21 protein-coding genes are annotated in these 26741 nt (G+C 44.1%); 9 read left to right on the forward strand and 12 right to left on the reverse strand.

Annotated features, from left to right (window positions below; translation table 11 throughout):
• The 4 genes from ABDD95_RS01415 to ABDD95_RS01430 all read right to left on the reverse strand — a co-directional run bounded on the left by ABDD95_RS01415 (position 1) and on the right by ABDD95_RS01430 (position 5302).
• Positions 1-936 carry a LysR substrate-binding domain-containing protein gene (locus tag ABDD95_RS01415; protein ID WP_345950120.1) on the reverse strand — a complete coding sequence of 312 codons (936 nt, stop codon included), beginning with the start codon at positions 934-936 and terminating at the stop codon, positions 1-3.
• A 95-nt stretch (positions 937-1031) separates the two neighbouring features.
• Complete coding sequence (glmS, locus tag ABDD95_RS01420) at positions 1032-2867, reverse strand: glutamine--fructose-6-phosphate transaminase (isomerizing) (protein WP_345950121.1); 1836 nt, start codon at positions 2865-2867, stop codon at positions 1032-1034.
• 143 nt (positions 2868-3010) lie between these two features.
• Positions 3011-4462, reverse strand: a complete 1452-nt coding sequence (locus tag ABDD95_RS01425) for a hypothetical protein (protein ID WP_345950122.1) — start codon at positions 4460-4462, stop codon at positions 3011-3013.
• A gap of 15 nt (positions 4463-4477) precedes the next feature.
• Entirely contained in the window at positions 4478-5302 is an 825-nt protein-coding gene (locus tag ABDD95_RS01430) for a glycogen/starch synthase (protein WP_345950123.1), read from the reverse strand.
• A 159-nt stretch (positions 5303-5461) separates the two neighbouring features.
• Between ABDD95_RS01430 and panC the strand changes: the two genes are divergently transcribed.
• The 5 genes from panC (at position 5462) to carB (ending at position 11730) form a co-directional block, all read left to right on the forward strand.
• Positions 5462-6301: a pantoate--beta-alanine ligase gene (gene panC, locus ABDD95_RS01435; protein ID WP_345950124.1), complete on the forward strand. Its 840-nt coding sequence runs from the start codon at positions 5462-5464 to the stop codon at positions 6299-6301.
• Positions 6302-6337: 36 nt separating this feature from the next.
• Positions 6338-6688 carry an aspartate 1-decarboxylase gene (gene panD / locus ABDD95_RS01440; protein WP_345950125.1) on the forward strand — a complete coding sequence of 117 codons (351 nt, stop codon included), beginning with the start codon at positions 6338-6340 and terminating at the stop codon, positions 6686-6688.
• Between the two features lie 33 nt (positions 6689-6721).
• Positions 6722-7693 carry a hypothetical protein gene (locus ABDD95_RS01445; protein WP_345950126.1) on the forward strand — a complete coding sequence of 324 codons (972 nt, stop codon included), beginning with the start codon at positions 6722-6724 and terminating at the stop codon, positions 7691-7693.
• A 26-nt stretch (positions 7694-7719) separates the two neighbouring features.
• Positions 7720-8682: a TonB family protein gene (locus ABDD95_RS01450; protein ID WP_345950127.1), complete on the forward strand. Its 963-nt coding sequence runs from the start codon at positions 7720-7722 to the stop codon at positions 8680-8682.
• A 228-nt stretch (positions 8683-8910) separates the two neighbouring features.
• Entirely contained in the window at positions 8911-11730 is a 2820-nt protein-coding gene (carB, locus tag ABDD95_RS01455; RefSeq protein ID WP_345950128.1) for a carbamoyl-phosphate synthase large subunit, read from the forward strand.
• A 399-nt stretch (positions 11731-12129) separates the two neighbouring features.
• On the opposite strand, the gene ABDD95_RS01460 is transcribed toward carB, so the two are convergent.
• Positions 12130-12600: a DUF4920 domain-containing protein gene (locus ABDD95_RS01460; protein WP_345950129.1), complete on the reverse strand. Its 471-nt coding sequence runs from the start codon at positions 12598-12600 to the stop codon at positions 12130-12132.
• Positions 12601-12926: 326 nt separating this feature from the next.
• Between ABDD95_RS01460 and ABDD95_RS01465 the strand changes: the two genes are divergently transcribed.
• Positions 12927-14276: an NHL repeat-containing protein gene (locus ABDD95_RS01465; RefSeq protein WP_345950130.1), complete on the forward strand. Its 1350-nt coding sequence runs from the start codon at positions 12927-12929 to the stop codon at positions 14274-14276.
• A 539-nt stretch (positions 14277-14815) separates the two neighbouring features.
• On the opposite strand, the gene radA is transcribed toward ABDD95_RS01465, so the two are convergent.
• The 5 genes from radA to ABDD95_RS01490 form a co-directional block, all read right to left on the reverse strand.
• Positions 14816-16258 carry a DNA repair protein RadA gene (gene radA / locus ABDD95_RS01470; RefSeq protein WP_345950131.1) on the reverse strand — a complete coding sequence of 481 codons (1443 nt, stop codon included), beginning with the start codon at positions 16256-16258 and terminating at the stop codon, positions 14816-14818.
• A 166-nt stretch (positions 16259-16424) separates the two neighbouring features.
• The gene (locus ABDD95_RS01475) at positions 16425-17975 is read right to left on the reverse strand and encodes an Rne/Rng family ribonuclease (protein WP_345950132.1); all 1551 of its coding nucleotides are present in this window, start codon (positions 17973-17975) and stop codon (positions 16425-16427) included.
• A 124-nt stretch (positions 17976-18099) separates the two neighbouring features.
• Entirely contained in the window at positions 18100-18189 is a 90-nt protein-coding gene (locus ABDD95_RS01480) for a hypothetical protein (RefSeq protein WP_008506795.1), read from the reverse strand.
• 24 nt (positions 18190-18213) lie between these two features.
• Complete coding sequence (locus tag ABDD95_RS01485; RefSeq protein ID WP_345950133.1) at positions 18214-19095, reverse strand: hypothetical protein; 882 nt, start codon at positions 19093-19095, stop codon at positions 18214-18216.
• Positions 19096-19098: 3 nt separating this feature from the next.
• Positions 19099-19401, reverse strand: a complete 303-nt coding sequence (locus ABDD95_RS01490) for an HU family DNA-binding protein (protein WP_345950134.1) — start codon at positions 19399-19401, stop codon at positions 19099-19101.
• A gap of 177 nt (positions 19402-19578) precedes the next feature.
• Here ABDD95_RS01490 and mutY point away from each other — a divergent pair, with 177 nt between their 5' ends.
• The gene (gene mutY, locus ABDD95_RS01495) at positions 19579-20646 is read left to right on the forward strand and encodes an A/G-specific adenine glycosylase (RefSeq protein WP_345950135.1); all 1068 of its coding nucleotides are present in this window, start codon (positions 19579-19581) and stop codon (positions 20644-20646) included.
• A gap of 6 nt (positions 20647-20652) precedes the next feature.
• A complete protein-coding gene (gene ssb, locus ABDD95_RS01500) occupies positions 20653-21075 on the forward strand; it encodes a single-stranded DNA-binding protein (protein ID WP_345950136.1) in 423 nt (140 codons plus the stop codon).
• Between the two features lie 268 nt (positions 21076-21343).
• Here the strand turns inward: ssb and ABDD95_RS01505 are convergent, their stop codons facing one another.
• Together ABDD95_RS01505 and ABDD95_RS01510 are read right to left on the reverse strand one after the other, a co-directional pair.
• Complete coding sequence (locus ABDD95_RS01505) at positions 21344-22639, reverse strand: kelch repeat-containing protein (protein WP_345950137.1); 1296 nt, start codon at positions 22637-22639, stop codon at positions 21344-21346.
• A gap of 56 nt (positions 22640-22695) precedes the next feature.
• Positions 22696-24876: a DPP IV N-terminal domain-containing protein gene (locus ABDD95_RS01510; protein WP_345950138.1), complete on the reverse strand. Its 2181-nt coding sequence runs from the start codon at positions 24874-24876 to the stop codon at positions 22696-22698.
• A 101-nt stretch (positions 24877-24977) separates the two neighbouring features.
• Here ABDD95_RS01510 and ABDD95_RS01515 point away from each other — a divergent pair, with 101 nt between their 5' ends.
• Entirely contained in the window at positions 24978-26498 is a 1521-nt protein-coding gene (locus ABDD95_RS01515) for a serine hydrolase (RefSeq protein ID WP_345950139.1), read from the forward strand.
• The last annotated feature ends 243 nt before the right edge of the window (positions 26499-26741 follow it).

Here is a 26741-nt window from a genome sequence, read left to right on the forward strand (position 1 = left end):
TTATATATCTATTACGTCCTTTTTCTTTTTAGTGCGAAGCTTTTTAGGTATAAAGTGTAGTATCTCGTTCTTTAAGGCTTCAATTATACGGCGTTTTAGAAAGTTGCGTTGTATCACAATACTAACTTCACGGGCCGGTTCAGGCGCTTTAAAATAGCGTATCCGGTCCATCTGCTTTTCATTCAGATCGTCTAAAGCCAGTTCGGGTAAAATGGTGGCGCCGTTATTCTGATCTACCATCCGTTTCAATGTATCTACGCTCCCGGTATTATATTCAAAGTGCTGAAAGCCTTTGGTTGATTTGCGCCGCTGGCAAATATTTAATACCTGTTCGCGCATGCAATGGCCCTCATCCAATACCCACAACTCTTCTACGTCAATATCCTCCGGGCTAATGTTTTTCTTTTTGTAAAGCTTACTGGCTTTGGATGTATAGGCTACAAAATTCTCGTAAAATACCGGTATTTCAGTCAGCGCGTTTTCATGTAGCGGGGTAGAAAGAATACCGCAATCAATTACGCCCATTTTTAATTGCTGGATAATCTGCTCGGTATTTTGCTCCCAAACAACCAACTTAACCTGCGGGTACTTTTCAACAAAACGGGTAATAATTCGGGGTAACAGGTAAGGGGCAATGGTTGGGATAATGCCAATCTTCAAATCGCCCGACAGCTCCTTTTGCCGGTCGGTAACAATTTCTTTAATCTTATAGCTCTCGGCCAGCATTACGCGGGCCTGAGCTATAATTTCGGCTCCAACCTCGGTAGCCGAAATGGGCTGACGCGCGCGGTCAAATATTTTTACTCCCAGCATGTCTTCCAGCTTCTGCACCTGCATACTTAGGGTAGGCTGTGTAACAAAGCACTTTTCGGCGGCCAGTATAAAACTCTTATAAGTATCTACGGCTACTATGTATTCGAGCTGAGTAATGGTCATAGATGATTTTGATTGACGTGACAAATATCTATCAATAAAATCTATTGGCAAAATCTTTATAAAAAAAGGCGATCAGAATGTGATCGCCTTTTAGATTATTCTACCGTAACCGATTTGGCCAGGTTACGTGGCTGGTCAACGTTACAGCCACGCATTACGGCAATATGGTAAGCCAATAATTGCAGCGGTATAGTGGCCAGTAAAGGTACAAAAGGCTCGGCGGTTGGTGGTATTTCAATTACATAGTCGGCCATGCTTTTTACCTCGGTATCTCCTTCGGTTACAATAGCTATGATATGGCCGCCACGCGCTTTTACCTCCTGTATATTGCTAATCACCTTCTCGTAAGATGAGTGCTTGGTTGCAATTACCACAACCGGCATATCTTCGTCAATTAAGGCGATAGGGCCGTGTTTCATTTCAGCAGCAGGATAACCCTCGGCATGTATGTAAGAGATCTCCTTAAGCTTTAAAGCGCCCTCCAGGGCCACCGGGAACGAGCTGCCTCTGCCCAGGAACAAGCAGTTGTTGCTGTTCTTAAACTTTTCGGCTATTTTCTCAATATGCTCATTAGTTTTAAGGGCACGTTCAACCAGTTCAGGTATCTCATCAAGCTCTGTTAACAGTTCAACCAGTTTGTTGCGGGTTATAGCGCCACGTTGCTGTGCAATGTAAAACGCTATAAGCGTTAAAACACTTACCTGTGCCGTAAATGCCTTAGTTGACGCTACACCAATCTCAGGTCCAGCGTGCGTGTATACACCCGCGTGTGTAATACGCGGAATAGAAGCACCCACCACGTTGCAAATTCCGAATATAGTAGCGCCTTTCTCCTTAGCCAGCTCAATTGCGGCCATGGTATCGGCTGTTTCACCCGACTGCGAGATAGCAATTACCAAGTCCTTCTCGCTTATAATGGGGTTCCGATATCTGAATTCAGAAGCATACTCTACCTCAACAGGTACACGTGCATACTCCTCAATTAAATATTCGCCCACCAAGCCCGCATGCCATGAGGTACCACAGGCAACAATGATGATGCGATCTACGTTTTTCAGCTTATCTGTATATTCCTTTATACCGCCCAGTTGTACTTTGCCTTGGGTTGGATAGATGCGGCCGCGCATACAATCGCGTATAGAACGGGGTTGCTCGTAAATTTCTTTGAGCATAAAGTGTTCATAACCGCCTTTTTCCAGCATTTCGAGCTGTAGCTCGAGGTGTTGTATATATGGCGTTTGAACGGTGTTGTCAATGTTCTTAATCAGCAGATCATTGCGGCGTATGTAAGCAATCTCGTTATCATTTAAGTAGATTACATTTTTAGTGTACTCTACAATAGGCGTAGCATCTGAGGCTATAAAGTACTCCCCTTCGCCAACACCAATTACCATGGGGCTACCTTTGCGTGCTGCAATAAGCTGGTCTGGCTCATCGGCACTCATAATTACAATAGCATAAGCGCCTACCACCTTGTTAAGCGCAATACGCACAGCTTCGCGCAGTTCAAGGCCGGTTTCCTGCTGTATGTCTTCAATAAAATGAATCAGTACTTCAGTATCGGTATCGCTTTTAAATATGTGGCCTTTTGCTAGCAGGGTCTCTTTAATTACCGCATAGTTTTCAATAATACCGTTGTGTATGATAGAAAGCTTACGGTTGCCCGATGAGTGAGGGTGTGAGTTACGGTCACTTGGCGCACCGTGTGTGGCCCAGCGTGTATGGCCCATGCCCAATGATCCCTTCATTTCAATGCCTTTAACGAAGTCTTCGAGGTCGCTAACCTTACCGGTCTTTTTATAAACCTTTAAGTCTTTATCCAGCAATGCTACGCCGGCGCTGTCATATCCCCGGTACTCCAACCGGTGCAGGCCTTTGATTATAATAGGGTAGGCGTCTCTATAGCCTATGTAACCTACAATTCCGCACATAAAATGAGTTTAATATAATGTGTAAACAGCTAAAAATGGTATGCTGTAAAAGCAAAGTTACCGCTAATGTTTCAAATTTACTATGGCATAAAAAATCCCCGTTGTGCGGGGATTTTTTATGCCATAGTTATTATCAGTATAACTTAGTTGTTCTTAGTGTAAATAACGTTGAGTTTAATCCTGTACGGCGAGCTCTTGTCGCTGCCTACCGCTATGGTTCTGCCAGCTGTGGCTATGGTTGGCGCTACATCAACCACCCCAACAGAAAGGCGGTTTGTGACGTCGATTGTGCCTACATACAGGCCCTCATTCTCAAGTTTGCCTTTGAGTAAGTCTTGAAGGTAACCAGTCAGTAAGAAGTGATACTCTTTTTTATCGCTTCTGTACTCGCCGCCAAAAGCAGCCGCACTGAAAAAGCGGGCGTCGAGCGGTGTAAGGCCGCTTGTTGAGCTATAAGTAGCATTAGCATCAGGCACCCGTTGCCGTTGCTTGGCTAAATCTAACCTGTACAACGTTAATAAGGGTTGCGGCGCAAAAGGAATATCTGTACCTGGCTTGGCCGTAATGACCAGCTCGGCACGGTTAATGGCTATGGTGTTGAGGTCAACCCCCGCACCAAACATCGTTTTTACGTTAGGGAAGGTAAGTTTTGCACGCAAACCGGCTAATCCCTGTAAATAGAACACGTCGTTAGACGTGGTACTGCTGATGGCACTTTTAACCTCAGCTGAATAATTTCTCAAATCGGCATACTTATTTCTTACCTCTGCAGCGCTTACGTTAAAAGGCAGCGTTACTACACCCGTATCAAGTGCCCCGGCATTGTTTACGCGGTAATACACTTTTACACTGCTCGAGTCGAGGTTTACCATCATAGTGCCACCAATCTCAGAAGTTTGGCTGCGTTCAAGATCAAGGTATATGCCATTAGTCGCATTCTGAAAGGCAGTGTTGGAGGTAACGGCCGTAGGCGTATTAAACAAGAAGCCGGGGATAAACGTTTTGTTTAACGGAACTCTTATGTGTGCAGCAATATTCTTAAGCGTGTCCTTACCGCCTTTTACAATTTGAGTAACCTTAATTTTTGTATTAGGGCGCGCATTGAAAATGCCTGTTCTGGCCGGATCATTTAATAAGGTGGTCTTTACTTTCCATTCTTTGTTGGCATAATAAAGCTGACTGGGACTAGGCTTTTCATCCAGCTGGTATACATTAACTTTATACCTTGAGTTTAACGTATCTCCGTAAAAACCCTGTGTATACCGCAGCTCCATAATTACCGAATCGGTAGTAATAGTGCCTGTGGGTACAGTGTACGATGCCGCAGCCGTTGGTAAATTAAGGCTGCTGGCAATATTGGCATCAGTAAGTCCTAAAGCCGGGTCGTTAAACGAGGCTAACGGAGTTTGGGCGGGGTTTGATGCAGTTGATACGTTATCGGTATCCGTTTTTACCACGATATTATCATAAACCAGCAAGGAGCCATTCAGTTGCTGATCGCCCACCGGGAGACCAACTTCATTCTGATTTTTACAGCTACCTAAAATAAAAAGACTTATCAACAAGGTTAATAAGTCTAGTCTTATAAATTTCATATTTACTTTCAAATCTTATGCAACGTTCACCAATTCGTCGTTGGTAATTTCGTCGTAAAAATTGTAATAATTTTCGAAATCAGCAGTCGAATTAAATTCTAAAACCGGTTTTTGGCTGTTTTTAACATAATTTAACACTTCAGTGTCAATAGTTTCGCTTGCCAATACTACCGCATCACTATACTGTACAGCACCTTGGTGAAGGGCGTTGTTAGTACCTGGTTTAAATAACTCAGTGTTTTGCTCGGTCATGTCACTCATTACTGCTTTTTGGGCAAATTCAGCGTTTAAAACGTCTGTAAAGGCGTTTTCATATATAGAGTAAACTACCTTTGAGTGTTTAAAAGTAGGATCATCCTTATAAGTGGTTTTCAGGTAAGCCGGCACAAGAGCACTCATCCAACCGTGGCAATGTACCACATCTGGCGACCAGCCTAACTTTTTAACCGTTTCCAGTGCGCCTTTGCAAAAGAAAATCATGCGCTCATCGTTGTCGGCGTAAAATTTACCGTCTTTGTCGCCAAACACATGCTTGCGTTGAAAGTACTCCTCGTTATCCAGAAAATACACCTGCATACGGGCCGCAGGTATTGATGCTACTTTAATAATTAAAGGATTGTCATTGTCATTAATAATGATATTCATTCCCGACAAACGTATCACTTCATGCAGCCTGTTCCGGCGCTCATTAATGTTCCCGAAACGCGGCATCAGGATGCGAATTTCAAAACCCTTATCCTGCATGGCCTGGGGCAGCTGGCGGGTTATTTCAGAAATTTTGGTGAGTTCAAGGAAGGGAGACATTTCATGAGTTATGAACAAAAGCTTAGATTTACCCATCTCTGTATCAAAATTAAGTTATATGTAAGAAGTCAAAAAAAATTTTTGAGTGTGCAAATATACACATTATCTTATGAACTATCAATGAATTATGCAAGTACTTTTGGTTTTCATAAAGTAATTACACACCTTTGCCCACTTTTTTTAATTATACAATAGTTGAAAATTTTTACCACCAAAAACGAGGTTAGCCAATACCTGCATCAGCTGAAAAGTGCTGGTAAAACTGTTGGTTTTGTGCCCACTATGGGTGCTTTGCACCAGGGGCACCTCTCCTTACTGGCGCAGGCGCAGCAGCAGGCCAGCGTAGTTGTTTGCAGCATCTTTGTGAACCCCACGCAGTTTAACGACCCTAAAGACCTCGACAAATATCCGCGCCCTATTGAAGCCGATATTCAAAAATTAGAGCAGGCTGGTTGCGATGTTCTGTTTAATCCGGCTGTTACAGAAATGTATGCCGACAATGAAAACTGGCATTTGGATATAGGCGAACTGGAGCATCTGCTGGAAGGCAGGTTTAGGCCGGGGCATTACCAGGGTGTAATGCAGGTTGTGCATAAACTGTTCGATATTGTAAAGCCCGACCTTGCCTTTTTCGGTCAGAAAGACTACCAGCAGGTTATGGTAATAAGCCGTATGATTGGCCTACTTGGGCTGCCGGTTAAACTGGTGATGTGCCCTATTGAGCGTGAGGTCGATGGTTTGGCCATGAGTTCACGCAATATCCACTTAACGGCCGATGACCGGTTGCATTCCCTCGTTCTATCCAGAGCGTTAAACCAGGCTAAAGCCGGTTTCGAAGGTGGCGAGTCTCTAACCAGTATTCAGCAGCAGGCCGCCGAATTGATTAGCCATGAACCTGGTACACAATTGGAATATTTTGAAATAGCTGATGGTGAAACATTGCGTGAAGCTAACAGCAGTAGCAACAGCATAGTGGCGTTAGTTGCCGCCAGGGTAGGCAATACCCGGCTCATTGATAATGTGATAATACGGTGATAACGTGCTGTTATTTTTAATTACTAACTTTGCTTTATGATTATTGAGGTGTTAAAATCCAAAATTCATCGTGCTAAGGTAACGCAGGCCGAGCTTAACTATGTAGGCAGCATTACAATTGATGAGGATTTGATAGAGGCGGCAAACATTATCCCGAACGAGAAGGTACAGATTGTGAACAATAATAACGGTGCACGCTTTGAAACCTATGTAATAAAAGGCGAGCGTGGAAGCGGTACCATATGCTTAAACGGCGCTACAGCACGTTTAGCGGCGGTGGGCGATATTGTGATTATTATGTCATACGCATACATGGAAATGGACGAGGCCCGCAAGTACGAACCAATTTTAGTTTTTCCTGATACAGATAATAAATTAATTCGATAGATTAGGAGCCCCAATCTATTTGAATTAAAACCAATGAAGTATATATTAGCCGTATGCTGTTTGTTTACAGCAACTTTATGTCTGGCTCAAAAAGCAAAAACCCAACAAGTATTTTACTTCCGCAACGATGGTACTAAGGTGCCCCTGGTTGATAGTGCCGATTTTATCCGCGCCGTTAGCCTACCCGATTCTGGGTCTACCTTATTTGGTATTACCGATTTTTACCGCAACAGCAAGCCCAAAATGATGGGTAAGTCATCTACCATTGATCCGCCGACATTTGAAGGCCAGGCGGTAACTTACTACAGTAACGGTAAGCGCGAATCGGTTTTAACTTATACCCAGGGAGCTTTGATAGGCACTGGGTTCCTGTTTTACCCCAACGGTAAACTGCATGCCACGCTAGAGTATGACACAACCGCCACTAAATCTCCTGAAGAAAAAGTAAGTATTGTAAGCTGCATGGATACCACAGGTGCCTCACTGGTTACCGATGGTAATGGCCGTTATGTGGATTACAACATGTTAACAGGTGCCATAAGCGAAGAAGGCCCCGTAAAAAACGGCCATCCTGATGGAGAATGGCACGGCGGCTACCCCAGCGAAAAAGTTACCTACACCGATCTTTACCGCGATGGCAAATTCGTTTCAGGCTATTGCGTTACGGGTACCGGTACGCGGTTTACTTACACCAGCCGGCGGCAATCTCCGGAGTTTAAAGGCGGCGATGCAGCCTTTATAGCCTACATCAAAAAGAAGTTTAAATACCTGGCAACGCTCAAAAACAAATCAAGCATAGGTGTTATGTCTTTTATGGTTGATAAGACAGGCAAGGTAAGCAACGGTCGCTTTTTAGGTAACATTACACCTGAGATCAATAAGATCATAACTGCGGCAATTAATAGTTCGCCAAACTGGAAACCGGCTATCCGTAATGGTTTGCCCATTAACTCCTCGTGGATAGTTTCTACTACTTTCGGTACGCCGGCCAAGGGCGCTAAATAAAATTTGTATGTTTAGTAAAGCTTAAGATGAAATACTTACTTGTAGGTTTCCTGATAATGAGCTGCATGGCAGCGAGTGCACAGCGCCAAAATGTATATTTCTTTAAGAACAACGGCAGGCAGGTAACACAACGCGATAGCGCCGATTATACCCGCGTAGTACGCGAACCCGACTCTGGCTCCGTGCTGTACAAGGTTTTGGAGTATTACCTTGATGGCAGGCCACGGCGTATGGCCCTTTCTTCAGCTATAGAGCCGATAAAACTGGAAGGTGCTTGCATAGAATATTATGATAACGGCAAGCGCAAAAGTGTACTAAATTATAGTAAAGGCGCATTAGCAGGCGAGCAGTTTCACTACTACCGTAACGGCAACCTGGCCGAAACCCGGGAGTATGCCGCTGTTGACAAATCAAAAGCGCTCTCTGAGCAGGTATATCTTATTATGGCCTTTAATGACTCCTCCGGAAAGGCGCTCGTAACCAATGGCAACGGGCGGTATAAAAAAATAGAAGGTGGTACTAAACCCAAGGTAAGCGAGGGAGAACTAAAGAAGGGCCTTAAAGATGGTGAGTGGAAAATTAGTGTTAACCGCGATAGTTTGTTGCTTACCGAAACGTATAAGGAAGGTAAATTGGTAAGCGGGATGGCTCAATTAGCTAATGGCCAAAGCTATACATATACTAAATCAGAAGCGTTACCACAGTTTGAAGGCGGAACGCCGGCGTTTAACAAGTTTCTCAGTAAAAATTTACGTTACCCGAGTGAAGCAATCAGCAAGCGTATACAGGGCCGTGTAAATGTTACCTTTGTGGTTGAAACCGACGGTACGCTGAATGACGTAAGAGCTGTAGGCGGTTCTCCTAATCCTTTATTGGCTGCAGAAGCAATAAGAGTTATTAAAGAAAGTCCAAAATGGATTCCTGGCGTACAATACGGGCGAAATGTTCGTGTTAAGTACACCGTACCCATTGTATTCAACTTGCCTTGAGTTAACTTATTAACGTGTCAATGAGCGCTTATATTAAATGTGAAATTTTTAAAACAGATACCTTATATTCTCCTATCTTTGCATCCCGACGCTGAAGTCGGGTTTTTTGTTTTCAGCGCATAGAATTAGAGGTGCAGGGTTGATGGCTTATAGTTCATAGGATGTAGCAAAACGCTATGAACCATGACCGTTAACTGTGAACTAAACATATAACAGCTAAATACTACTATGCCCAGAGATACTTCCATAAAATCGGTGCTGATTATCGGATCAGGCCCTATCATCATTGGTCAGGCTTGCGAGTTTGACTACGCCGGTTCACAAGCCGCGCTTTCGTTGAAAGACGAAGGCATTGAAGTTTCCATTATCAACAGCAATCCGGCAACTATCATGACCGATAAGGTTATTGCCGATAACGTGTACTTGCTGCCTTTAACCTGCGAAAGTTTAGAAAAAATTCTGAGCGAACAGCACATAGATGCCGTGTTGCCTACCATGGGCGGCCAAACAGCGCTTAATCTTTGTATTGAAGCTTCGGAGCGTGGTATTTGGGAGAAGTATGGCGTTAAAGTGGTTGGTGTTGATGTGGCCGCTATCGAAAAAACAGAGAACCGCGAGGCTTTCCGCCAGTTAATGGTCGACATTAACGTAGGTGTGGCCAAATCAAAAATTGCCAACTCATTTTTAGAGGGTAAAGAAGCTGCGCAGGAAATCGGCTTTCCGCTGGTTATACGCCCAAGCTATACGCTGGGTGGTAAAGGCGCAGGCTTTGTACACAAAAAAGAAGATTTTGATGCAGCCCTGAGCCGCGGTTTACAGGCATCGCCAACGCACGAGGTTTTGGTGGAGCAGGCCGTGTTGGGCTGGAAAGAATACGAACTGGAGTTGCTGCGTGATAACCGCGATAACGTAATCATCATCTGTTCTATAGAGAACTTTGACCCGATGGGTATCCACACCGGCGACTCGATAACCGTAGCTCCAGCCATGACGCTGAGCGACCGCTGCTACCAGGAAATGCGCAACCAGGCTATTAAGATGATGCGCGCCATTGGTAATTTTGCCGGTGGTTGTAACGTGCAATTTTCGGTTAACCCGGCTAACGAGGAGATTATTGCTATCGAGATCAACCCGCGGGTATCGCGTTCATCTGCCCTGGCCTCAAAAGCAACAGGTTACCCAATTGCTAAAATTGCTGCCAAACTGGCTATTGGTTACAACCTGGATGAGGTAGAGAACCAGATCACCAAAACCACCTCGGCTTATTTTGAACCAACGCTCGATTATGTAATTGTTAAAATTCCTCGCTGGAACTTTGATAAATTTAAAGGTGCCAACCGTGAGCTGGGCCTGCAAATGAAATCGGTAGGTGAGGTAATGGGCATTGGCCGCAGCTTTATTGAAGCGCTGCAAAAAGCTTGTCAGAGTTTGGAGATAGGTCGCGCCGGTTTAGGAGCCGATGGCCGCCAGAGCCGCAACCTGGACGAGATCATGCACAGCCTCGAGCATCCAAGCTGGGACAGGTTGTTTCACGTATATGATGCACTGAGCCTGGGTGTACCAATTGAATCGGTACGCAAAGCCACCAAGATAGACCGCTGGTTTTTAAACCAGATACAGGAAATAGTGAACCTGGAAGCCGAACTGCGCCGCTACTCTGTAAATAACATTCCTGAAGATATTTTGCTTACCGTTAAGCAAAAAGGTTTCTCAGACGTACAGATTGCCTGGATATTAGGGGTTAACACCACCGAAGAAGAAGTTTACCAACGCCGCAAGGCTCTGGGCATTAACCGGGTCTATAAAATGGTAGATACCTGTGCTGCGGAGTTTCAGGCTCAAACGCCGTACTATTACTCTACCTACGAGGGCGAGAATGAATCCATCCCAACTGATAAAAAGAAAATCATTGTATTAGGCTCCGGCCCTAACCGTATTGGACAGGGTATTGAGTTTGACTACAGTTGTGTGCATGGCTTGTTAGCTGCCGAAGAGTCGGGCTATGAAGCTATCATGATCAACTGTAACCCCGAAACGGTATCAACTGACTTTAACATGGCCGATAAGCTATACTTTGAGCCGGTGTTTTGGGAGCATGTACGCGAGATTATAGAATTGGAAAAACCGGAAGGTGTGATTGTGCAGCTAGGCGGCCAAACTGCGCTTAAAATGGCTGAAAAGCTGCATGAGCACGGTATCAAGATCATTGGTACATCTTACAACGATATGGATATTGCCGAAGACCGCGGCCGTTTCTCTGACCTTTTGAAAGACCTTGATATTCCTTACCCGCTGTATGGGGTAGCCGAAAGTGCCGAAGAGGCAATTGAAGTAGCTCATCAGGTAGGGTACCCTGTACTGGTACGCCCGAGCTATGTATTAGGCGGCCAGGGCATGAGTATTGTAATTAATGACGAAGACCTGGAACGTGCTGTTGTTAATCTGTTAAAAGCGCTGCCAGGTAACCGTGTGCTTATTGACCACTTCCTGGATCGTGCCGCAGAGGCCGAGTCTGATTCGATATGCGATGGCGAGAATGTACACATCATTGGTATGATGGAGCATATTGAGCCCGCCGGTATTCACTCAGGCGATTCATTTGCCGTGTTGCCACCGTTTGATTTATCTGAAACCGTGCTGCAGCAAATGGAAGAGTATTCGGTTAAGATTGCTAAGGCATTAAATGTAAAAGGTTTACTGAACATTCAGTTTGCCATTAAGAACGATAAGGTTTACGTAATTGAAGCCAATCCGCGTGCATCACGTACAGTGCCGTTTATTGCCAAGGCGTATGATGTACCCTACATCAACATTGCAGCCAAGGTGATGATGGGCGTAAACAAGCTTACCGATTTCACCATTGAGCGCAAGCTGAAAGGCTACGCCATTAAAGAACCGGTATTCTCATTTGATAAATTCCCTGAGGTAAGTAAGGAGTTAGGGCCCGAGATGAAATCGACAGGAGAAGCCATCCGCTTCATCCCTGATCTACAGGACCCCTATTTCAGACACCTGTACAAAGAGAAATCAATGTATTTGAGCAGGTAAGCTTTAGATAAAAGACTAATTGACTAAGGACAAAGGATGAAAATTCTTTGTCCTTTTTTATTGGAGAAAATTTAGCTATCCATTGTAAATTAGTGGGGCATTGATAACACCGACCATAGCTAATGTCGTCTACAAGCTATAAACAGGCTATTATTTATTAGCTCTTAATAAAGTGCATTGATTAAGATAAAGGCTTGTAAGTTTTAAAGACCAGTGCGCAAAAGGATAACTGCCTTTTAAGATCTTTAAATATTTACCAACGTTCTCCAATCTCTCTTGCTCGTCAATAAAATAACTGTCATCGTTTGGAACACCGTCTTTTTCTAGGTCGCCATTGTCAAAAGCTGTCGAATACTCACCAAATAGGAGCGATTAAAGTGCTATGCTTTAAATCCGGTTTTACTTATTCACCATTAATCCATACACCTCAAACAGCAGCCGCCGTTTAGGGTCTGTTTTAACATTATGCTGCTTTTTGCCAACAACGGTATCGCCGGCCAGTTGCTGCTGGTCATCGGCAATAAATTGCTTGGTGGCTATACCCGATATTATAACCTCACGGCCTTTAATAGCCGATGGCAAAACGACTTTGTAATTCCGGAAGCGCGCACTGATAGTGCGGCCGTTACCGGCATCCAGAGTAAACCAGCCGCCTTTTTCGTGCGTTACTTTAACTACCTTACCTATAATAGCAGCGCTGGTGCGCGTGCGTTTGCTCATAAAGCTTTCCAGCTCCGATGCCGGCATCAGGCTCACCGTACTCGGCTTGTTGCCAAACACCATCCCATGTGGTAGTGGTGTTCGATTTTGCCCATTTACGTTTAGTGATGTGATGAGCAGGATGAACAGACTGTATACAACGTATCTCATTTAAATTAACCTCTTCAAAACAACAATAATTGGTTGTCATGGTTTCGGACAATTAGGTTATCGCTTTGATATTACAGCGTTTTTACAAAGCAATTGGCTAAGTGCAGGGTGTTAACAAAATTTAACACTTATGTTTACGCAATACCGCGTACGGTTTGTTTATTTGCAGCATATTGCCGCATTAACTATAATGCGGCTTACTCGGGCTTTTTATTTATCTTAATGTTATAAAAGACCAGCCGCCACCGTACGGGTAAAAGCACTATTAAATTTAAATATTGACGATATAAACGATGATGATGTTGAAACAATCTCTACTATTTAAAATGAAAGCTTATGCCGGTTTGCTCGGCCTGGCTTTGTTGGCCGCAAGCTGCCATAAGGATAGCCAGGAAACCACCATAGTAGCGCCAACAGCCGAAACTACACCGGTAATTGCTTACCTTACATCATCTACTGCGCTAAGCGGAGGTGCGGTTACCAATATGGGAAGTGCAATTAGCATAACTGCATCAGGTGTTTGCTGGAGCGCGAGCAATCAAAACCCTACCATATCTGACTCTAAAACCAGTGACGGTGGTAAAGCAGTATTCAAAAGTGCCTTAACTGGTTTAACACCCAATACTACCTACTACCTGCGTTCCTATGTACAAAATGACGCGGGTACTGGCTATGGCAATTTGGTAACGTTTAAAACCAGTACCGGTACTGCCGATATTACGGTTAATGTAACCACGCTGGCTGGCAATGGTTCGCCTGGATTGACAAACGGCGCTGCTATCAATGCTTCGTTTAACAGTCCGCAAGGTACTGCGGTGGATGCACAAGGCAACGTATACGTAAGCGACTCCTTTAATCACCTGATCCGCAAGATCACGCCGGCAGGCATAGTAAGTACTTTTGCAGGTAAGGGCACACTGGGCTTTTCGGGTGGAAATGCAACTACAGAAGCGCAGTTTTATAGCCCTCAGGGCATAGCCGTTGACGGCTCCGGCAATGTTTACGTAGCCGACCAAGGTAACAATGCTATTTACAAAATAACGCAGGCTGGTACGGTAACTGTACTGGCTGGCAACGGCACGGTAGGCGCATCAAACGGAACTGGGAGCGCTGCTACCTTTAATTCGCCGCAGGGTATAGCGGTTGATGGTGCTGGCAATGTTTACGTAGCCGATCGTAACAATAACCGCATTCGTAAAATCACCTCAGCCGGCGTAGTAAGTACATTAGCGGGCACCGGGGCTAACGGCTTTACTAATGGCGATGGTACAACAGCCGTGTTTAACCGCCCGGCAGGCGTAGCGCTGGATGCAACCGGCAACTTGTATGTAACCGACCAAAATAACTATGCTATTCGCAAAGTAACCTCAGCCGGCGTAGTAAGTACGCTGATAGGTAACAGCATAACAACTGCTTTATTAAACGTACCGACGGGTATAGCCGTTGATGCACAAAATAATATTTATATAACCGACCAAAGCGGCCGTATTATGTTAATCAGCAGCCAGAACGTTTTATATACCTTGGCCGGTAAAACAGAAACATCAGGCTTTTTAGATGGCAGCAAAGCAACGGCTTTATTTGCCGGTCCTGCGGGTATAGCCGTAGGTGCCAATAAAACCCTTTACGTAGCCGACTATAATAACCATCGCATCCGTAAGGTAGTTATACAATAAGAAGATATATGGCTGATGAAAAACGCAGGGCAAGTACAGTTTTAAAAGCATTTTTATAAGCCAGTCCGGTTATTTCGAGCGTAAGCAAAATCTTGATTGAACCTGACAAGCATTATATTCTGCACAATGAACAGGATATTTAACTTCGGTTCGAGATAACAATCCTATATAAAAGTAGCCCGGCATTGCCGGGCTACTTTTATATAGCAACAGTTCCTTCCTGATAATTTCGGGCACATGATCGAAATTTTTTTTTGATGCGCTTAAATGCCAATAGAACAAGACCGCTCGCGATAGTTGTGAATGGAAAATTGGCTATTGATTTTTCCATAGTCTATTCTCTTGTGTAAAATACGGCGCATTTTTTCCAGTGATAAAGAGAATCTCATACGGAGGAGAAAGCCTTTCGGGTTCGGTACGGATCTACTATTCGAGATGGCATCTATCGAGGCAAAGAATGTGTTTCATGACGCGACACTTGCAAGTTTAGCAAAACAATGTAGCGCCCTGATTTTTATCCAACCCCCTAAACGCCGCAATTATCCAAACAACAGGCCGAACACTTCCTCTATACGGCTTACCGCTTTGATCTCAATTTTGTAGTGCGACAGATCCAACTGATTCTTGTCTTTTTTACCCGAGGGTAAATTGTACTTGGAAATAAAAATTTGCTCAAACCCAAGCTTTTGGGCTTCGGCAATACGCTGCTCAATACGGTTAACGGCCCTTATTTCGCCCGATAGGCCTAACTCGCCTGCAAAGCATGTTTTGGATGAAATGGGCATATCCTCGTGCGAGGAAATAATAGCCGCAGCCAAGCCAAGGTCAATAGCGGGGTCCTCAACCCGTATGCCACCCGTAATGTTCAGGAAAACGTCTTTAGTGCCCAGCCTGAAGCCACAGCGTTTCTCCAGCACGGCTAACAGCATGTTCATCCGTCTCGTATCAAAGCCCGTAGCCGAACGTTGAGGTGTTCCGTAAGCCGACGTGCTCACCAGTGCCTGCGTTTCAATCAACATGGGCCGCAAGCCCTCTAATGTAGCGCTGATGGTTATGCCGCTTAAAGCTTCATCCCGCTGTGATAGTAAGATTTCCGATGGGTTAGACACCTCGCGCAAACCAGCTCCAAGCATTTCGTAAATACCCAGCTCGGACGCCGACCCAAAACGGTTCTTTATAGACCGCAGGATGCGGTAAACGTGGTGCCTGTCGCCTTCAAACTGCAATACGGTATCTACCATATGTTCCAGTATTTTAGGCCCTGCAATCATGCCGTCCTTGGTAATATGTCCAATCAGGAATACGGGCGTAGAGCTCTCCTTAGCAAAGCGAAGCAGCTCTGCTGTACACTCTCGAACCTGTGACACGCTACCTGGCGTAGATTCGATATGCGCCGAGTATAGCGTTTGGATGGAGTCTACAATTACCAGGTCGGGCTGTAGCTGCTCAATCTGTTTGAATATATTCTGTGTTGAGGTTTCAGTGAGGATAAAACAGCCCATGCCTGCTTCTGCGGCCTTATATTGCTGGGCTGGTGTTATTCTTTCAGCCCGCATTTTAATCTGACGGTCACTTTCTTCGCCCGATACATAAAGCACCTTGGCTGCAGGCATGCTTAAAGCCAGTTGCAGCATGAGTGTGGATTTGCCGATGCCGGGTTCACCGCCAATTAGTATAAGCGAGCCAGCCACAATACCGCCGCCCAATACACGGTTCAATTCTTTATCGGGCGTAAGTATGCGATGCTCTTCATTGAAGCTGATGTTGCTTACCGACACCGCCTTGTTGGCACGCTGCAATGAAGTTGAGCCCGAACCAGGAGCACTATTGCTGCTTTTCCAGTTAGATGCCGCTGCGTGTGGTTTTTCTACAACTTCTTCTACAAACGTATTCCATTGGTTGCATGAAGGGCACTTACCCAGCCACTTAGGCGATTCATAGCCACAGCTCTGGCAAAAATATGCTGATTTTGTTTTAGCCATTTATTGGATTTCGAAAGTCAGGTGTTTGACTTTGGATTTAAGGTAAAGATACGAAAATGCTAATATATTTAGTTATGCTGGTGTAAAACAAACAAAGCAGGTTCACCCGTTAGCGGAACCTGCTTTGTTTAATGTAAATCCGGAATCAAAGATCCGAATTCAGAAATTATAGTTTAATTTGTTCGTCCTTAGCGTTCATAAAGTGAAACTCGGTAATTTGGTATGACGAGTTTGCTTTTACTTTAATCCACTGGCCGTATTTAAAGTACCATTTCATTTGTCGGCTTATGAGGCCTTTCTTAATATAAGCTTCAATGTACGGGTGTACACAAAGCGTAATGCTTTTCTCATTCTGTTCTACCAGGATGTAATTGAAATTGTTTTCAATATCATCCAGCAACAAAATAGTTGGCCTGATGGCCCCGGTGCCGTGGCAGGTTGGGCAAACCTCGTTGGTCACAATGTTCATCTCCGGCCGCACCCGCTGACGGGTTATTTGCACTAAACCAAACTTACTCGGTGGCAAAATAGTGTGCTTGGCCCGGTCATGTGCCATCTCGTCGCGCAGATAGTCAAACAGCTCTTTGCGGTTGTTGGGCTTGTGCATGTCAATAAAATCGACTACCACAATACCACCCATATCGCGCAAACGCAGCTGGCGTGCAATCTCGCGGGCAGCCTCTTTGTTTACCTGAAAGGCATTATCTTCCTGGTTTTCTTTGTTTGCCGTTCTGTTGCCGCTATTTACGTCAATTACGTGCAAGGCTTCAGTGTGCTCAATAACCAGGTAAGCACCACCAGCCAGATTTACGGTTTTCCCGAATGCAGATTTAATCTGCTTCTCAATTCCATAATGCTCAAATATCGGATCGCGGTGCTTATGCAGGCGTACGATGTTTTCCAAATCAGGCGATATATCATGTACATATGAACGGATTTCTTCGAATATGGAAGGCTCGTTTACATGAATGTGCTGAAAATCAGCATTTAATATATCCCTCAGTAGGGTCGATGTACGGTCAATTTCACCTAATACCTTTTTTGAAGGATCAGTTGCCGGTAACCTCGTCATGAAAGATTCCCACTTGGATATCAGATCAAGCAGGTCCTTTTGCATTTCGGTTACCCCCTTACCTTCTGATACCGTACGGATAATTACACCAAAATTAGCCGGTTTAATACCTTCCACAATTTTGCGCAGGCGCGTGCGCTCTGTATTGCTCTTTATCTTTTTAGAGATAGAGATGGTTTCAGAGAACGGCACCAGTACTACATAGCGGCCGGCAATAGATAGATCGGAGCTCAGCCTCGGGCCTTTTGTTGAAATAGGCTCTTTGGCAATTTGCACCGGTATTAACTGGTTCTTGGTCAACACTTCAGATATCTTACCCGATTTGTTGATGTCAGCTTCCAGCTTTAAATCATCCAGCAATTTGGTTTGGTAACTACCCCCACGTACCTGTTTGGTTAATTTGAGCAGGCTTTGCACTTGCGGACCAAGATCCAGGTAGTGCAAAAACGCATCCTTCTCGTAACCTACATCAATAAAAGCAGCATTAAGCCCGGGCATGATTTTTTTAACACGGCCCAGGTAAATATCCCCAACGGTATAATTATTGGAAATTTGCTCTTTATGAAGTTCGACGAGTTGTTTATCCTGTAACAGGGCAATAGTTGCCCCGCTAGGGGATGAATCGATAATTAATTCTTTTATCAACTGCTACTCCATTTCTTCAAAAGCGGCGAAGTGCCGCGTACAATATGAGGATAAAAAACAAAAATAAAAAAATTTGCCTGCCACTACCTAAAGTAACCGCAGGCAAACACACCGTAACTACGGCTTATTTCTTTTTATGTCTGTTTTTTCTTAAACGCTTTTTGCGTTTGTGGGTAGCCATTTTATGTCTTTTACGTTTCTTACCGCTTGGCATAATACTAATTTTTTAAAGGGTTATTTAATTTTTTAATTCGTTAATATAGTTATCAATGGTTTGCCCCATGGTTGGGTCGGCCATTAGTTCCTTACATTTTTGGTAAGCTTCAATAGCTTCGGTTTTCATGCCCAGCTGCTTGTAACTCTCGGCCAGGTAAAAGTAAGGCTCCACCTTCGACCGTTTAGTATCCTGCGCAATCATACCTTTAAACCGGTCAACCGCTTTTTGAAACTGGCCGGATTTCATAGCAAACTGGCCTAAACTTAAATTAGCGTTCCAGTTTTGCGGATCGGCGGTAACCACCTCACGCAGCAACATAATGCCCTGCATGGGTGAGCCTCCTTCGGCATCGGTTATACCCAAGCTGGTTTGGTTAACATAAGCTATACCCAAACCGGTTTTGGCATCCAGGCTTTCAGCTTTTACAGCCATAGCTTTTTTAAAGGCAAATATGGCGTTCGCAACAAACGTAGATTGTACGGTGGTATCTTGTGTAAACTTATAAGCGTCATTAAAGCGCTGGCCTGCAGTTAGCCAGTTCTCATAATCATTTTTAGATTTTGCTAATTCCAGATAGTAGAACGCTGCAGGAGCTGCCTGATTAACGCCATCCCATTGCTGGGCCAGTTCTTGTTGCAGCTTTTGTCTTTCGGCAGGTGAAGATGCTTTTTTAAGCATCTCTTCCAGTGATATGATCTTGCCGGCTAAATCGGCCCCAATGGCAGTTTTAGCCGGTCCGGATACTGTGTTTACATCAACATTGGCATTGGCCGGAGCCTCCGCCTGCTGGCTTGGAGCAGTGCGCTCCTCTTTTGGCTTAATTAACCCTTTAACGGGCTGCGAATACAAATAGCCCATAACCACCACAACGGCCACTACTGCAACTATTTGTTTCTTGTTCATATATTAAGCTTTGGTTGATTTGGTTTTGTTACCTGTTCTTACTTTTTCAACAAAAGTTTTGGCTGGCTTAAAGCTGGGTACAAAGTGCTCAGGTATTATAATTGCAGTGTTTTTTGATATGTTACGGGCAGTTTTTTTAGCTCTCTTTTTTACCACAAAGCTACCAAAGCCTCTAACATATACGTTTTCGCCGCTTACCATCGATGTCTTAACTACCTTAAAAAACGCCTCAACAGTCTCCTGAACGTCAACTTTCTCAATCCCTGTTTTAGTTGATATTTCAGCTATTATTTCCGCCTTAGTCATATCTGTTTTTTATTAATAATTTTATGTAAATACTTAACTGTTTTGGGGTTGCAAAAGTATGGCTTTAATTGGAAACTGTGAAATAAATGTACGTTTTTTTACAATGGGATCCTTTAAGCTGCAAACATTACTTGCATGTTGCGGTTAACAGCGGTTGATTTTGTAAATTTGAGCTACATGAATTTTGCTGATGAACTGGTGCAGTGGTACCATCAAAATAAACGCGATTTGCCCTGGCGCCACACGCGTGATCCGTATGTGATTTGGCTTTCGGAAATTATTTTGCAGCAAACGCGTGTGGAGCAGGGCTTACCTTATTTTAACCGTTTTTTAGAGCGTTACGCAACAATTGAAGATTTTGCAAATGCCAGTGAGGATGAAATTTTAAAGTTGTGGCAAGGGTTAGGTTACTATTCACGAGGGCGTAACATGCTTAAAACTGCACGGTTGATACAGCAGCAATACCATGGCAAGTTTCCGTCTGCATATAATGAGTTAATTAAGCTAAAAGGAATAGGAGATTATACCGCCGCTGCAATCTCTTCTTTTGCGGCTAACGAGGCTCATGCTGTGCTTGACGGTAATGTTTTTAGGGTACTGGCCCGGTATTTTGGCATTAACGAACCCATAAACAGCACCAATGGAAAAAAGATATTTAAACAGCTGGCCGATGAAGTATTAAATAGAGATGAACCTGGTTTGCACAACCAGGCCATGATGGAATTTGGCGCTATGTTATGTAAGCCTAAAAACCCAGCATGCGGCATTTGTCCTGTACGTTTGGGTTGTAAGGCTTTTAAAACCAACGCTACTATGCAACTACCGGTAAAACTTAAAACAGTTAAAATTAAGGAACGGTTTTTTAACTATTTTTTAATATTTAATGAAGGCAAAATTTTAATGAACAAGCGTACTGACGGCGACATATGGACCGGTTTGTACGACTTGCCACTTATTGAGACCAAAGAGTTACTATCGGTACAGGACATACTATTGCTGCCAGAAACAATGCAGTACTTTGGCCAGGATGCGCAAATTGATGAGGTTTTTGGGTTACAGAAATTTCTATTAACGCATCAGCGGCTTACCATTCGTTTTATCAGATTAAAGAATACACCGGTTGAACATAAAGCAAGCTGGGTATATATAAATACAGAAGATTGGGGAAAATTAGCTTTACCAAAAGTTATTTTTATATTTCTAAGTAATTTTTTTAAATTTGAAAATAATTCTCTCTTTTTTTAACTAAACATGTCTGGAATAAATAAAGTAATTTTAGTAGGACACTTAGGCAAAGACCCCGAAATAAGACACCTGGAAGGAGGTGTATCTGTAGCAAGTTTCCCACTGGCCACTTCAGAAAGCTTTAACAAAGACGGCCGTAAAATTGAACAAACTGAGTGGCACAATATTGTAATGTGGCGCGGACTGGCCGATGTAGCCGCCAAGTACCTGCAAAAAGGTAAACTGGTATACATTGAAGGCAAGCTCAGAACTCGCTCTTTTGAGGACAAGACCGGTATTAAGAAATACACTACCGAAGTTGTTGCCGAAAACTTTACCGTTTTAGGTCGCAAAAGCGATTTTGAAAACGAGGGCAGACAGATTGTGAGAAGTGGAGAAGCCGATAGCGATTACGACCGCACTACCGAGGCCGACGACCTGCCTTTTTAACTAGCCCAATTACAAACTTGAATATAATGAATAAGCCCTCACGGTGTAAACCGGAGGGCTTTGTCGTTTAAGGACACTAACGCTCACTGGGGCGGGAGGCTTTTAGAAACTTTTTGTTTTCCACTCGCCTTATCACGTCGATCGGCAGTAATAAACCTTATGGTAAATATACCTTGCCTTCCATATTATTAACTTGAAAATAAGCAGCATTAGATTCCTGTATGAGGTTGAAGGGTTTGCCCTGCAAAAGACCGGCATATCCTGCGCACTACTGTTCTTTAACCCATATATCCTTAAGGTCTGCAACTTGTACCAGCTGCAATCCGTTCTGTTGCGAAGTTTGCCGCTGAACAGCGTTAGAGCCGCCTATAACCATTAAATGATCATAAAGCACCACACTGCCTAAATGTGCCCTGTCTGAAAAATTTGATTTGATCAGTGTGAATTTACCAGTAGTAGTATTTAAAAAGCCTGTAAGCTCTTGATTGGTGTAACCACCGGTGATGAAGATGAGGTTATTGTAAACAGCAATACCATTTGCCGACACTGCTTTAGGCAACTTACCAATCAGGCTCCATTGTTTACTTTCAATATTATAAGCATAAATGTTTTTGCCGGTGTTAGACCGGCTGGCATCAAAGCCGCCAAAAACATAAAGAACACCATTTACTATGGCTCCTGTGGCCTGTAAAGGTTCGGGCATATCAGGCAGTCGGTTAAATTTGTGTGTCAACGGATCAAACTCATAGAAAGCTTTGGTTGCTTTCATGTAAGAGGTGTAATTTTGATCAATGCCGCCACCGAAAATGTAAATTTTGTTTTTCCAAACAGCCGCCCCTCCATAAGCAGAAGGCATTGGGTTCTTTACATTCAGTATCTCGGTTTGGCCGGTATTAACATCAATGGTTTCTACTTTATCAAAGTAAGTAAAGTTAACAATTGATGTAAGGCCGCCAATTCTGTATATTTTACCTGTTTGAGGGATATAAGTAGCTGTACTTTGAACAATGGGTTTTAAATTGTGTGCCAGTACTGACCAGTTGTTGCTTTTAGGATCATACTTGAGTGCCTGTGTACAGGTTTTATACCCCGACATTCCGCCAATTATATACGCATAGGTGCTATTAGCAACACACGAATGATAGTATAACGGGAAAGGAAGGCTTCGCACATTTTTGAAAAGGAGTTCTTCGGACTGGGATTTAATAACTACTTCTTTTAATTCCACAGCCTCCTCTTCCAAAACAACAACGTGTTGTTTGGCGGCTATTATTTCTTTACCCGTAGTACGTTTAGTTTTATACCCTACGCAGCTTATCAAAATCTCATCCTCGGCGTTGAACGGCCTGCTTGTGATTTGTAGCATTCCCTTGTCGTTAAATAACAAGGTGTAATTCTGTGTTTTATTAACTAAGGTAGCATTCGGGATGGCATGCCCTTGCTTGTCTTGAACGCTTATAACAATGCCTTGAGCCGTAATGAATGGAGTATGATGTTGCGTTTTGTTAACGTCCGGTATTGTGGCGCCAATTAAAATAGACAGAAATAAGACTAATTGGTACATTCTTCTCTTGCGTTAAGTTAATATGGCGCAAGTGCGCCATATTTAATCACTTATATTTACCTTCCTCCAGGCGCGCAGTGTTCTCTCAAAAATTTGGTATACAGCGTGCGCAGGTGCTGGCCCGTCCCTTCACCTTCGTATATACCGTGCGAACGGTTAGGGTACGACATTAGCTGGAATTGCTTGTTGTATTTCACTAACTCATTTATAAGTTGCTCGGCATTGCTGTAGTGCACATTGTCATCGCCGGTGCCATGTACGTAAAGTAAATTGCCACGCAGGTTTTTAGCGTAAGTAATGGGTGATCCTTTAATGAAGTAAGACCGGCCTTCCTCATTGGTTGGCACACCCATGTAACGCTCCTGGTAAATATTGTCGTAAGATAACTGGTTGCCAACTGCGGCCACAGCAATGCCGGTTTTGTAAATTTCGGGGTATTGGAACATTAAGTTCAGGGTTGATGAACCACCGCCGCTCCAGCCCCACACGGCCACGCGAGAGGTATCAATGAAAGCATTGCGCTTAAATAGCTCTTTAGCCGCCATAGCCTGGTCGCGCACGTTAAGAATACCAATATTGCGGTAAATAGCCTTGCGCCACTCACGGCCCTTTGGCACCGGCGAACCGCGATTATCCATCGATACATAAATGTAGCCATCGGCAGCCATATCACCTGCATACTCGCGGTTGCGGCCCGCACCATATACGTCGGCTGCGGTTTGTGAGGCTGGTTCGCCGTATACATAAAATACAATAGGATACTTTTTAGACGGGTCGAAGTTGGTGGGTTTCATCATCCAGCCATCCATGCTTACACCATCGGCTGTGGTAACGGTAAAAAACTCTGGCCTGGCTTTAGTTGCTGTTAGATCTACATTAATAGTTGTAGGCGCACCGTTTAAGGGCTTGTGAGCCGGCAAGCTTACCGTCTCTGTAACTGGTGGCGTATAACTGTTATTGAAAGAATGAATGGCAACCAAGCCATTAGGTGCAATGTCATAACGGTGCGTGCCGGGCTGGTTAGCCGGTGATATACGCTGTGGTGCGCCGCCATTCAGTTTTACGCGGTATAGATAGCGTTGTGTAGCGTTATTGGGCGAGGCCGTAAAGTAAATATAGCCGTTAGTTTCATCAATTAAGTCTAAACCTACCACATCATAGTTGCCTTTAGTAAGCAACTTTTCCTGTCCAAAGCGGTCAATACTGTAAGCATGGCGCCAGCCGTCTTTTTCGCTCAGCCAAATAAACTTTTTTCCTTTTTCAATCCAGTCCCAGCCTACAGATGCATCCTTGGCATCAATCCAGGCTTTGTCGGTTTCCTGGTATATTACTCTTGATGCATTGCTGGAAATATTGCAAATGAAAATTTTACTCTGGTTTTGTGCGCGGTTCAGTTGTTGCAAAATCAGCTCATTGCCATTACCTGCCCATTCCATACGCGGAATATAGTGCTGCACAGCATCACCAGGTACATTAATGTTGGTTGTTTTACCATCAGTTACGTTGACTACTTTAATTTTGCAGGAGCTGGGATCAGTTCCGGCTACAGGGTACTCTACAGGTACGTTAAAGGAGTAGGCCGAATCGGTAGTGTTCAGCATTAAGTAATTGCGGATTTTGGTGGCATCGATTTGCCAATAAGCAATATTGCGGCTATCGGGCGACCACCGGAAACCGTCGCGGCAATCAAACTCTTCCTCATAAGCCCAATCGAATGTGCCGTTAATTAAGCGTTTGGTGCCATCGTTGGTTAAAGGTTTAATGTTGCCATTGGCCAGGTCTTCTACATAGATGTTATGCTCACTTACATAAGCGGCTTTGGTTCCATCGGGCGATATTTTGGCAAACATGAGCGATGATGCCGGGCGCCCTTTACCTAACTGACTAAGTGTTTTAGTGTTAGTATTATATATCCAGTAATCACCCCGGGTATCCTGGCGCCATACACGGCGTGTATTGGTGTTAATAAGCACCTTTTGCCGGTCATCAGAAAAATAGAACCGCCTTACCTGAATGGCTGGTTGGCCTGCTGGTGTAAGTGCTGCTTTGCTTACTATAATATTTTTACCAGATGGATTGCGGATATCCAGTTCAGCAATCTCGCCATCAACCGTGCGGTAAAAATGGTAACCATCGGCGGCCCATTGCAGTTCCTGGGCTTGTACCGGGCTTTGCATCAGTACAATAGCGCCTGTAAACAAAACAGTTAAAACCAGGTGGTAAAATTTAATGTTCATAACAAAAATAAGAGTTTTAATTACCTTAGCCGTCTATATAATGAGGCTACAAAAATTGCGTTAAATTAATATTTTTAACCGTTATACCGGATTCTGCATCCATGAAAAAATACTACCTAATACTTCTGCTCTGCGTGCTTCAATTACATTTTACCGCTACTGCGCAAAATGCTAACCGTAGCCGTTTCATTACCGATAGTCTGGATAATTATATTAACCGTTCGCTCACCAACTGGCGTGTGCCAGGTGCTGCGGTTTGTATTGTAAAAGATGGGCGTATTATACTCAGAAAAGGTTATGGTATTAAAGAATTAGGCTTGGCCACCAAGGTTGACGAGAATACCTTGTTTATGATTGGCAGTAACACCAAAGCTTTTACAGCAACAGCCATGGCCATGCTGCAAACGCAAAACAAGCTTTCGCTTGATGATAAGGTAACCAAATACCTGCCCGATTTTAAACTGGAAAATAAGGTGGCCACCGATATGGTAACGCTGCGCGATTTGCTATGCCATCGTATTGGGTTTGGTACTTTTCAGGGCGACTTTACGTATTGGACCAGTAACCTGACCCGTAAAGATGTGGTAGAAAGAATGAGCCATATTAAAGCCATGTACCCTTTCAGAAGCCGTTGGGGGTATACTAACGCCGCTTTTTTAACTGCCGGCGAGGTGATGGAAAAAGTAACCGGCAAACCCTGGGAAAATTACATCAAAGAAACCCTACTGGCTCCGCTAGGCATGACCAGTACGCTTACCCTCTCCAAGGATCTGGCCACTTCGTTTAATAAATCGGCCGCACATACGCTGGTTGACGGCAGGCTGGCCGCTATACCGTACCCGCAAATTGATAATCTGGCGCCAGCCGGTAGCATGAGCTCTTCGGCTAACGATATGTGTAAATGGGTGCTGGCTTTGCTGGCTAACGGCAAAGTAGGGGCAAAAGACGTAATGCCGGCTGCTGCTTTACGCGCAACCCAACAGCCGCAAATGCTGGTAGGCGGCGAGCCCGACGGTACCTTTAGTGCCTATGGTTTGGGCTGGTTTTTACAAGGCTACAAAGGCCACCGCATAATAATGCATACAGGCGGTGTAAATGGATTTGTATCATCGGTTACGCTGGTACCCGATCAAAATCTGGGTATAGTTATACTAACCAATACCGACCAGAATAACCTGATTGAAACCCTGAACTTTGATGTTATCGACGCTTACCTTAAGCTGCCTTTCCGTAACAACAGCGATGCGGCCTTAACTGTGGTTAAGGGTAACCAGCAGCGCGACCTTTCACGTGAAAAAGCCCTGCGCGACAGCACCGCGCTTAATTTGCGCCCGGCTTTAGATTTGAATAGCTACACCGGCAAATACAGCAATGATCTTTATGGTAGTATCACCATTGCTAAAGGCGAAGCGAACGATCTTGAAGTGCGCTTTGAGCATCACCCTAAAATGTATGCCCGCCTACAGTCGCTGGGTGGAAATCGCTTTTACGCCACATTTTCCGATCCGGTATTTGGCCGGGCCGTTTTTCCATTTTTGGTGCAAAACAACCGGGTAGTAAGTGTACAGGTCAAAGTAGCTAACTTTATTGAGTTTGGTGCTTATGATTTTAAGCGGAAGTAGCGTGAATCTTTAACCTTTCAAAAAACCTGTAACAGTTTAAAACAGGTATTTTGTTAAGCTACTACTTTGTCAGAAGTTTTAAACTTACTTCTAGCCCCGATATTATAAGTAACGAAGCCTCTCTGCGCAGGACTTTCTGTTAATAACTCGTTCAATTGCGCTACGGCGATTGCTGTGTTGGCGTTTCTTCTGGACGTGACAAGTAGTATTCTTCAGAAATTCTGTAACTTCCGGCTTAGCCAA

This window comes from Mucilaginibacter sp. PAMB04274 (genome assembly GCF_039634385.2).
Lineage (GTDB): Bacteria > Bacteroidota > Bacteroidia > Sphingobacteriales > Sphingobacteriaceae > Mucilaginibacter.

What these genes read in the sequence shown, in the direction of transcription:
- ABDD95_RS01490 (WP_345950134.1), bottom strand. Translation starts at nt 19,401, where the DNA reads ATGACTAAGGCGGAAATAATAGCTGAAATATCAACTAAAACAGGGATT.
- glmS (WP_345950121.1), bottom strand. Translation starts at nt 2,867, where the DNA reads ATGTGCGGAATTGTAGGTTACATAGGCTATAGAGACGCCTACCCTATT.
- carB (WP_345950128.1), top strand. Translation starts at nt 8,911, where the DNA reads ATGCCCAGAGATACTTCCATAAAATCGGTGCTGATTATCGGATCAGGC.
- ABDD95_RS01445 (WP_345950126.1), top strand. Translation starts at nt 6,722, where the DNA reads ATGAAGTATATATTAGCCGTATGCTGTTTGTTTACAGCAACTTTATGT.
- panD (WP_345950125.1), top strand. Translation starts at nt 6,338, where the DNA reads ATGATTATTGAGGTGTTAAAATCCAAAATTCATCGTGCTAAGGTAACG.
- ABDD95_RS01415 (WP_345950120.1), bottom strand. Translation starts at nt 936, where the DNA reads ATGACCATTACTCAGCTCGAATACATAGTAGCCGTAGATACTTATAAG.
- ABDD95_RS01480 (WP_008506795.1), bottom strand. Translation starts at nt 18,189, where the DNA reads ATGCCAAGCGGTAAGAAACGTAAAAGACATAAAATGGCTACCCACAAA.
- ABDD95_RS01460 (WP_345950129.1), bottom strand. Translation starts at nt 12,600, where the DNA reads ATGAGATACGTTGTATACAGTCTGTTCATCCTGCTCATCACATCACTA.
- ABDD95_RS01450 (WP_345950127.1), top strand. Translation starts at nt 7,720, where the DNA reads ATGAAATACTTACTTGTAGGTTTCCTGATAATGAGCTGCATGGCAGCG.
- ABDD95_RS01515 (WP_345950139.1), top strand. Translation starts at nt 24,978, where the DNA reads ATGAAAAAATACTACCTAATACTTCTGCTCTGCGTGCTTCAATTACAT.
- radA (WP_345950131.1), bottom strand. Translation starts at nt 16,258, where the DNA reads ATGGCTAAAACAAAATCAGCATATTTTTGCCAGAGCTGTGGCTATGAA.
- mutY (WP_345950135.1), top strand. Translation starts at nt 19,579, where the DNA reads ATGAATTTTGCTGATGAACTGGTGCAGTGGTACCATCAAAATAAACGC.
- ABDD95_RS01430 (WP_345950123.1), bottom strand. Translation starts at nt 5,302, where the DNA reads ATGGGTAAATCTAAGCTTTTGTTCATAACTCATGAAATGTCTCCCTTC.
- ssb (WP_345950136.1), top strand. Translation starts at nt 20,653, where the DNA reads ATGTCTGGAATAAATAAAGTAATTTTAGTAGGACACTTAGGCAAAGAC.
- ABDD95_RS01485 (WP_345950133.1), bottom strand. Translation starts at nt 19,095, where the DNA reads ATGAACAAGAAACAAATAGTTGCAGTAGTGGCCGTTGTGGTGGTTATG.
- ABDD95_RS01505 (WP_345950137.1), bottom strand. Translation starts at nt 22,639, where the DNA reads ATGTACCAATTAGTCTTATTTCTGTCTATTTTAATTGGCGCCACAATA.
- ABDD95_RS01425 (WP_345950122.1), bottom strand. Translation starts at nt 4,462, where the DNA reads ATGAAATTTATAAGACTAGACTTATTAACCTTGTTGATAAGTCTTTTT.
- ABDD95_RS01465 (WP_345950130.1), top strand. Translation starts at nt 12,927, where the DNA reads ATGAAAGCTTATGCCGGTTTGCTCGGCCTGGCTTTGTTGGCCGCAAGC.
- ABDD95_RS01510 (WP_345950138.1), bottom strand. Translation starts at nt 24,876, where the DNA reads ATGAACATTAAATTTTACCACCTGGTTTTAACTGTTTTGTTTACAGGC.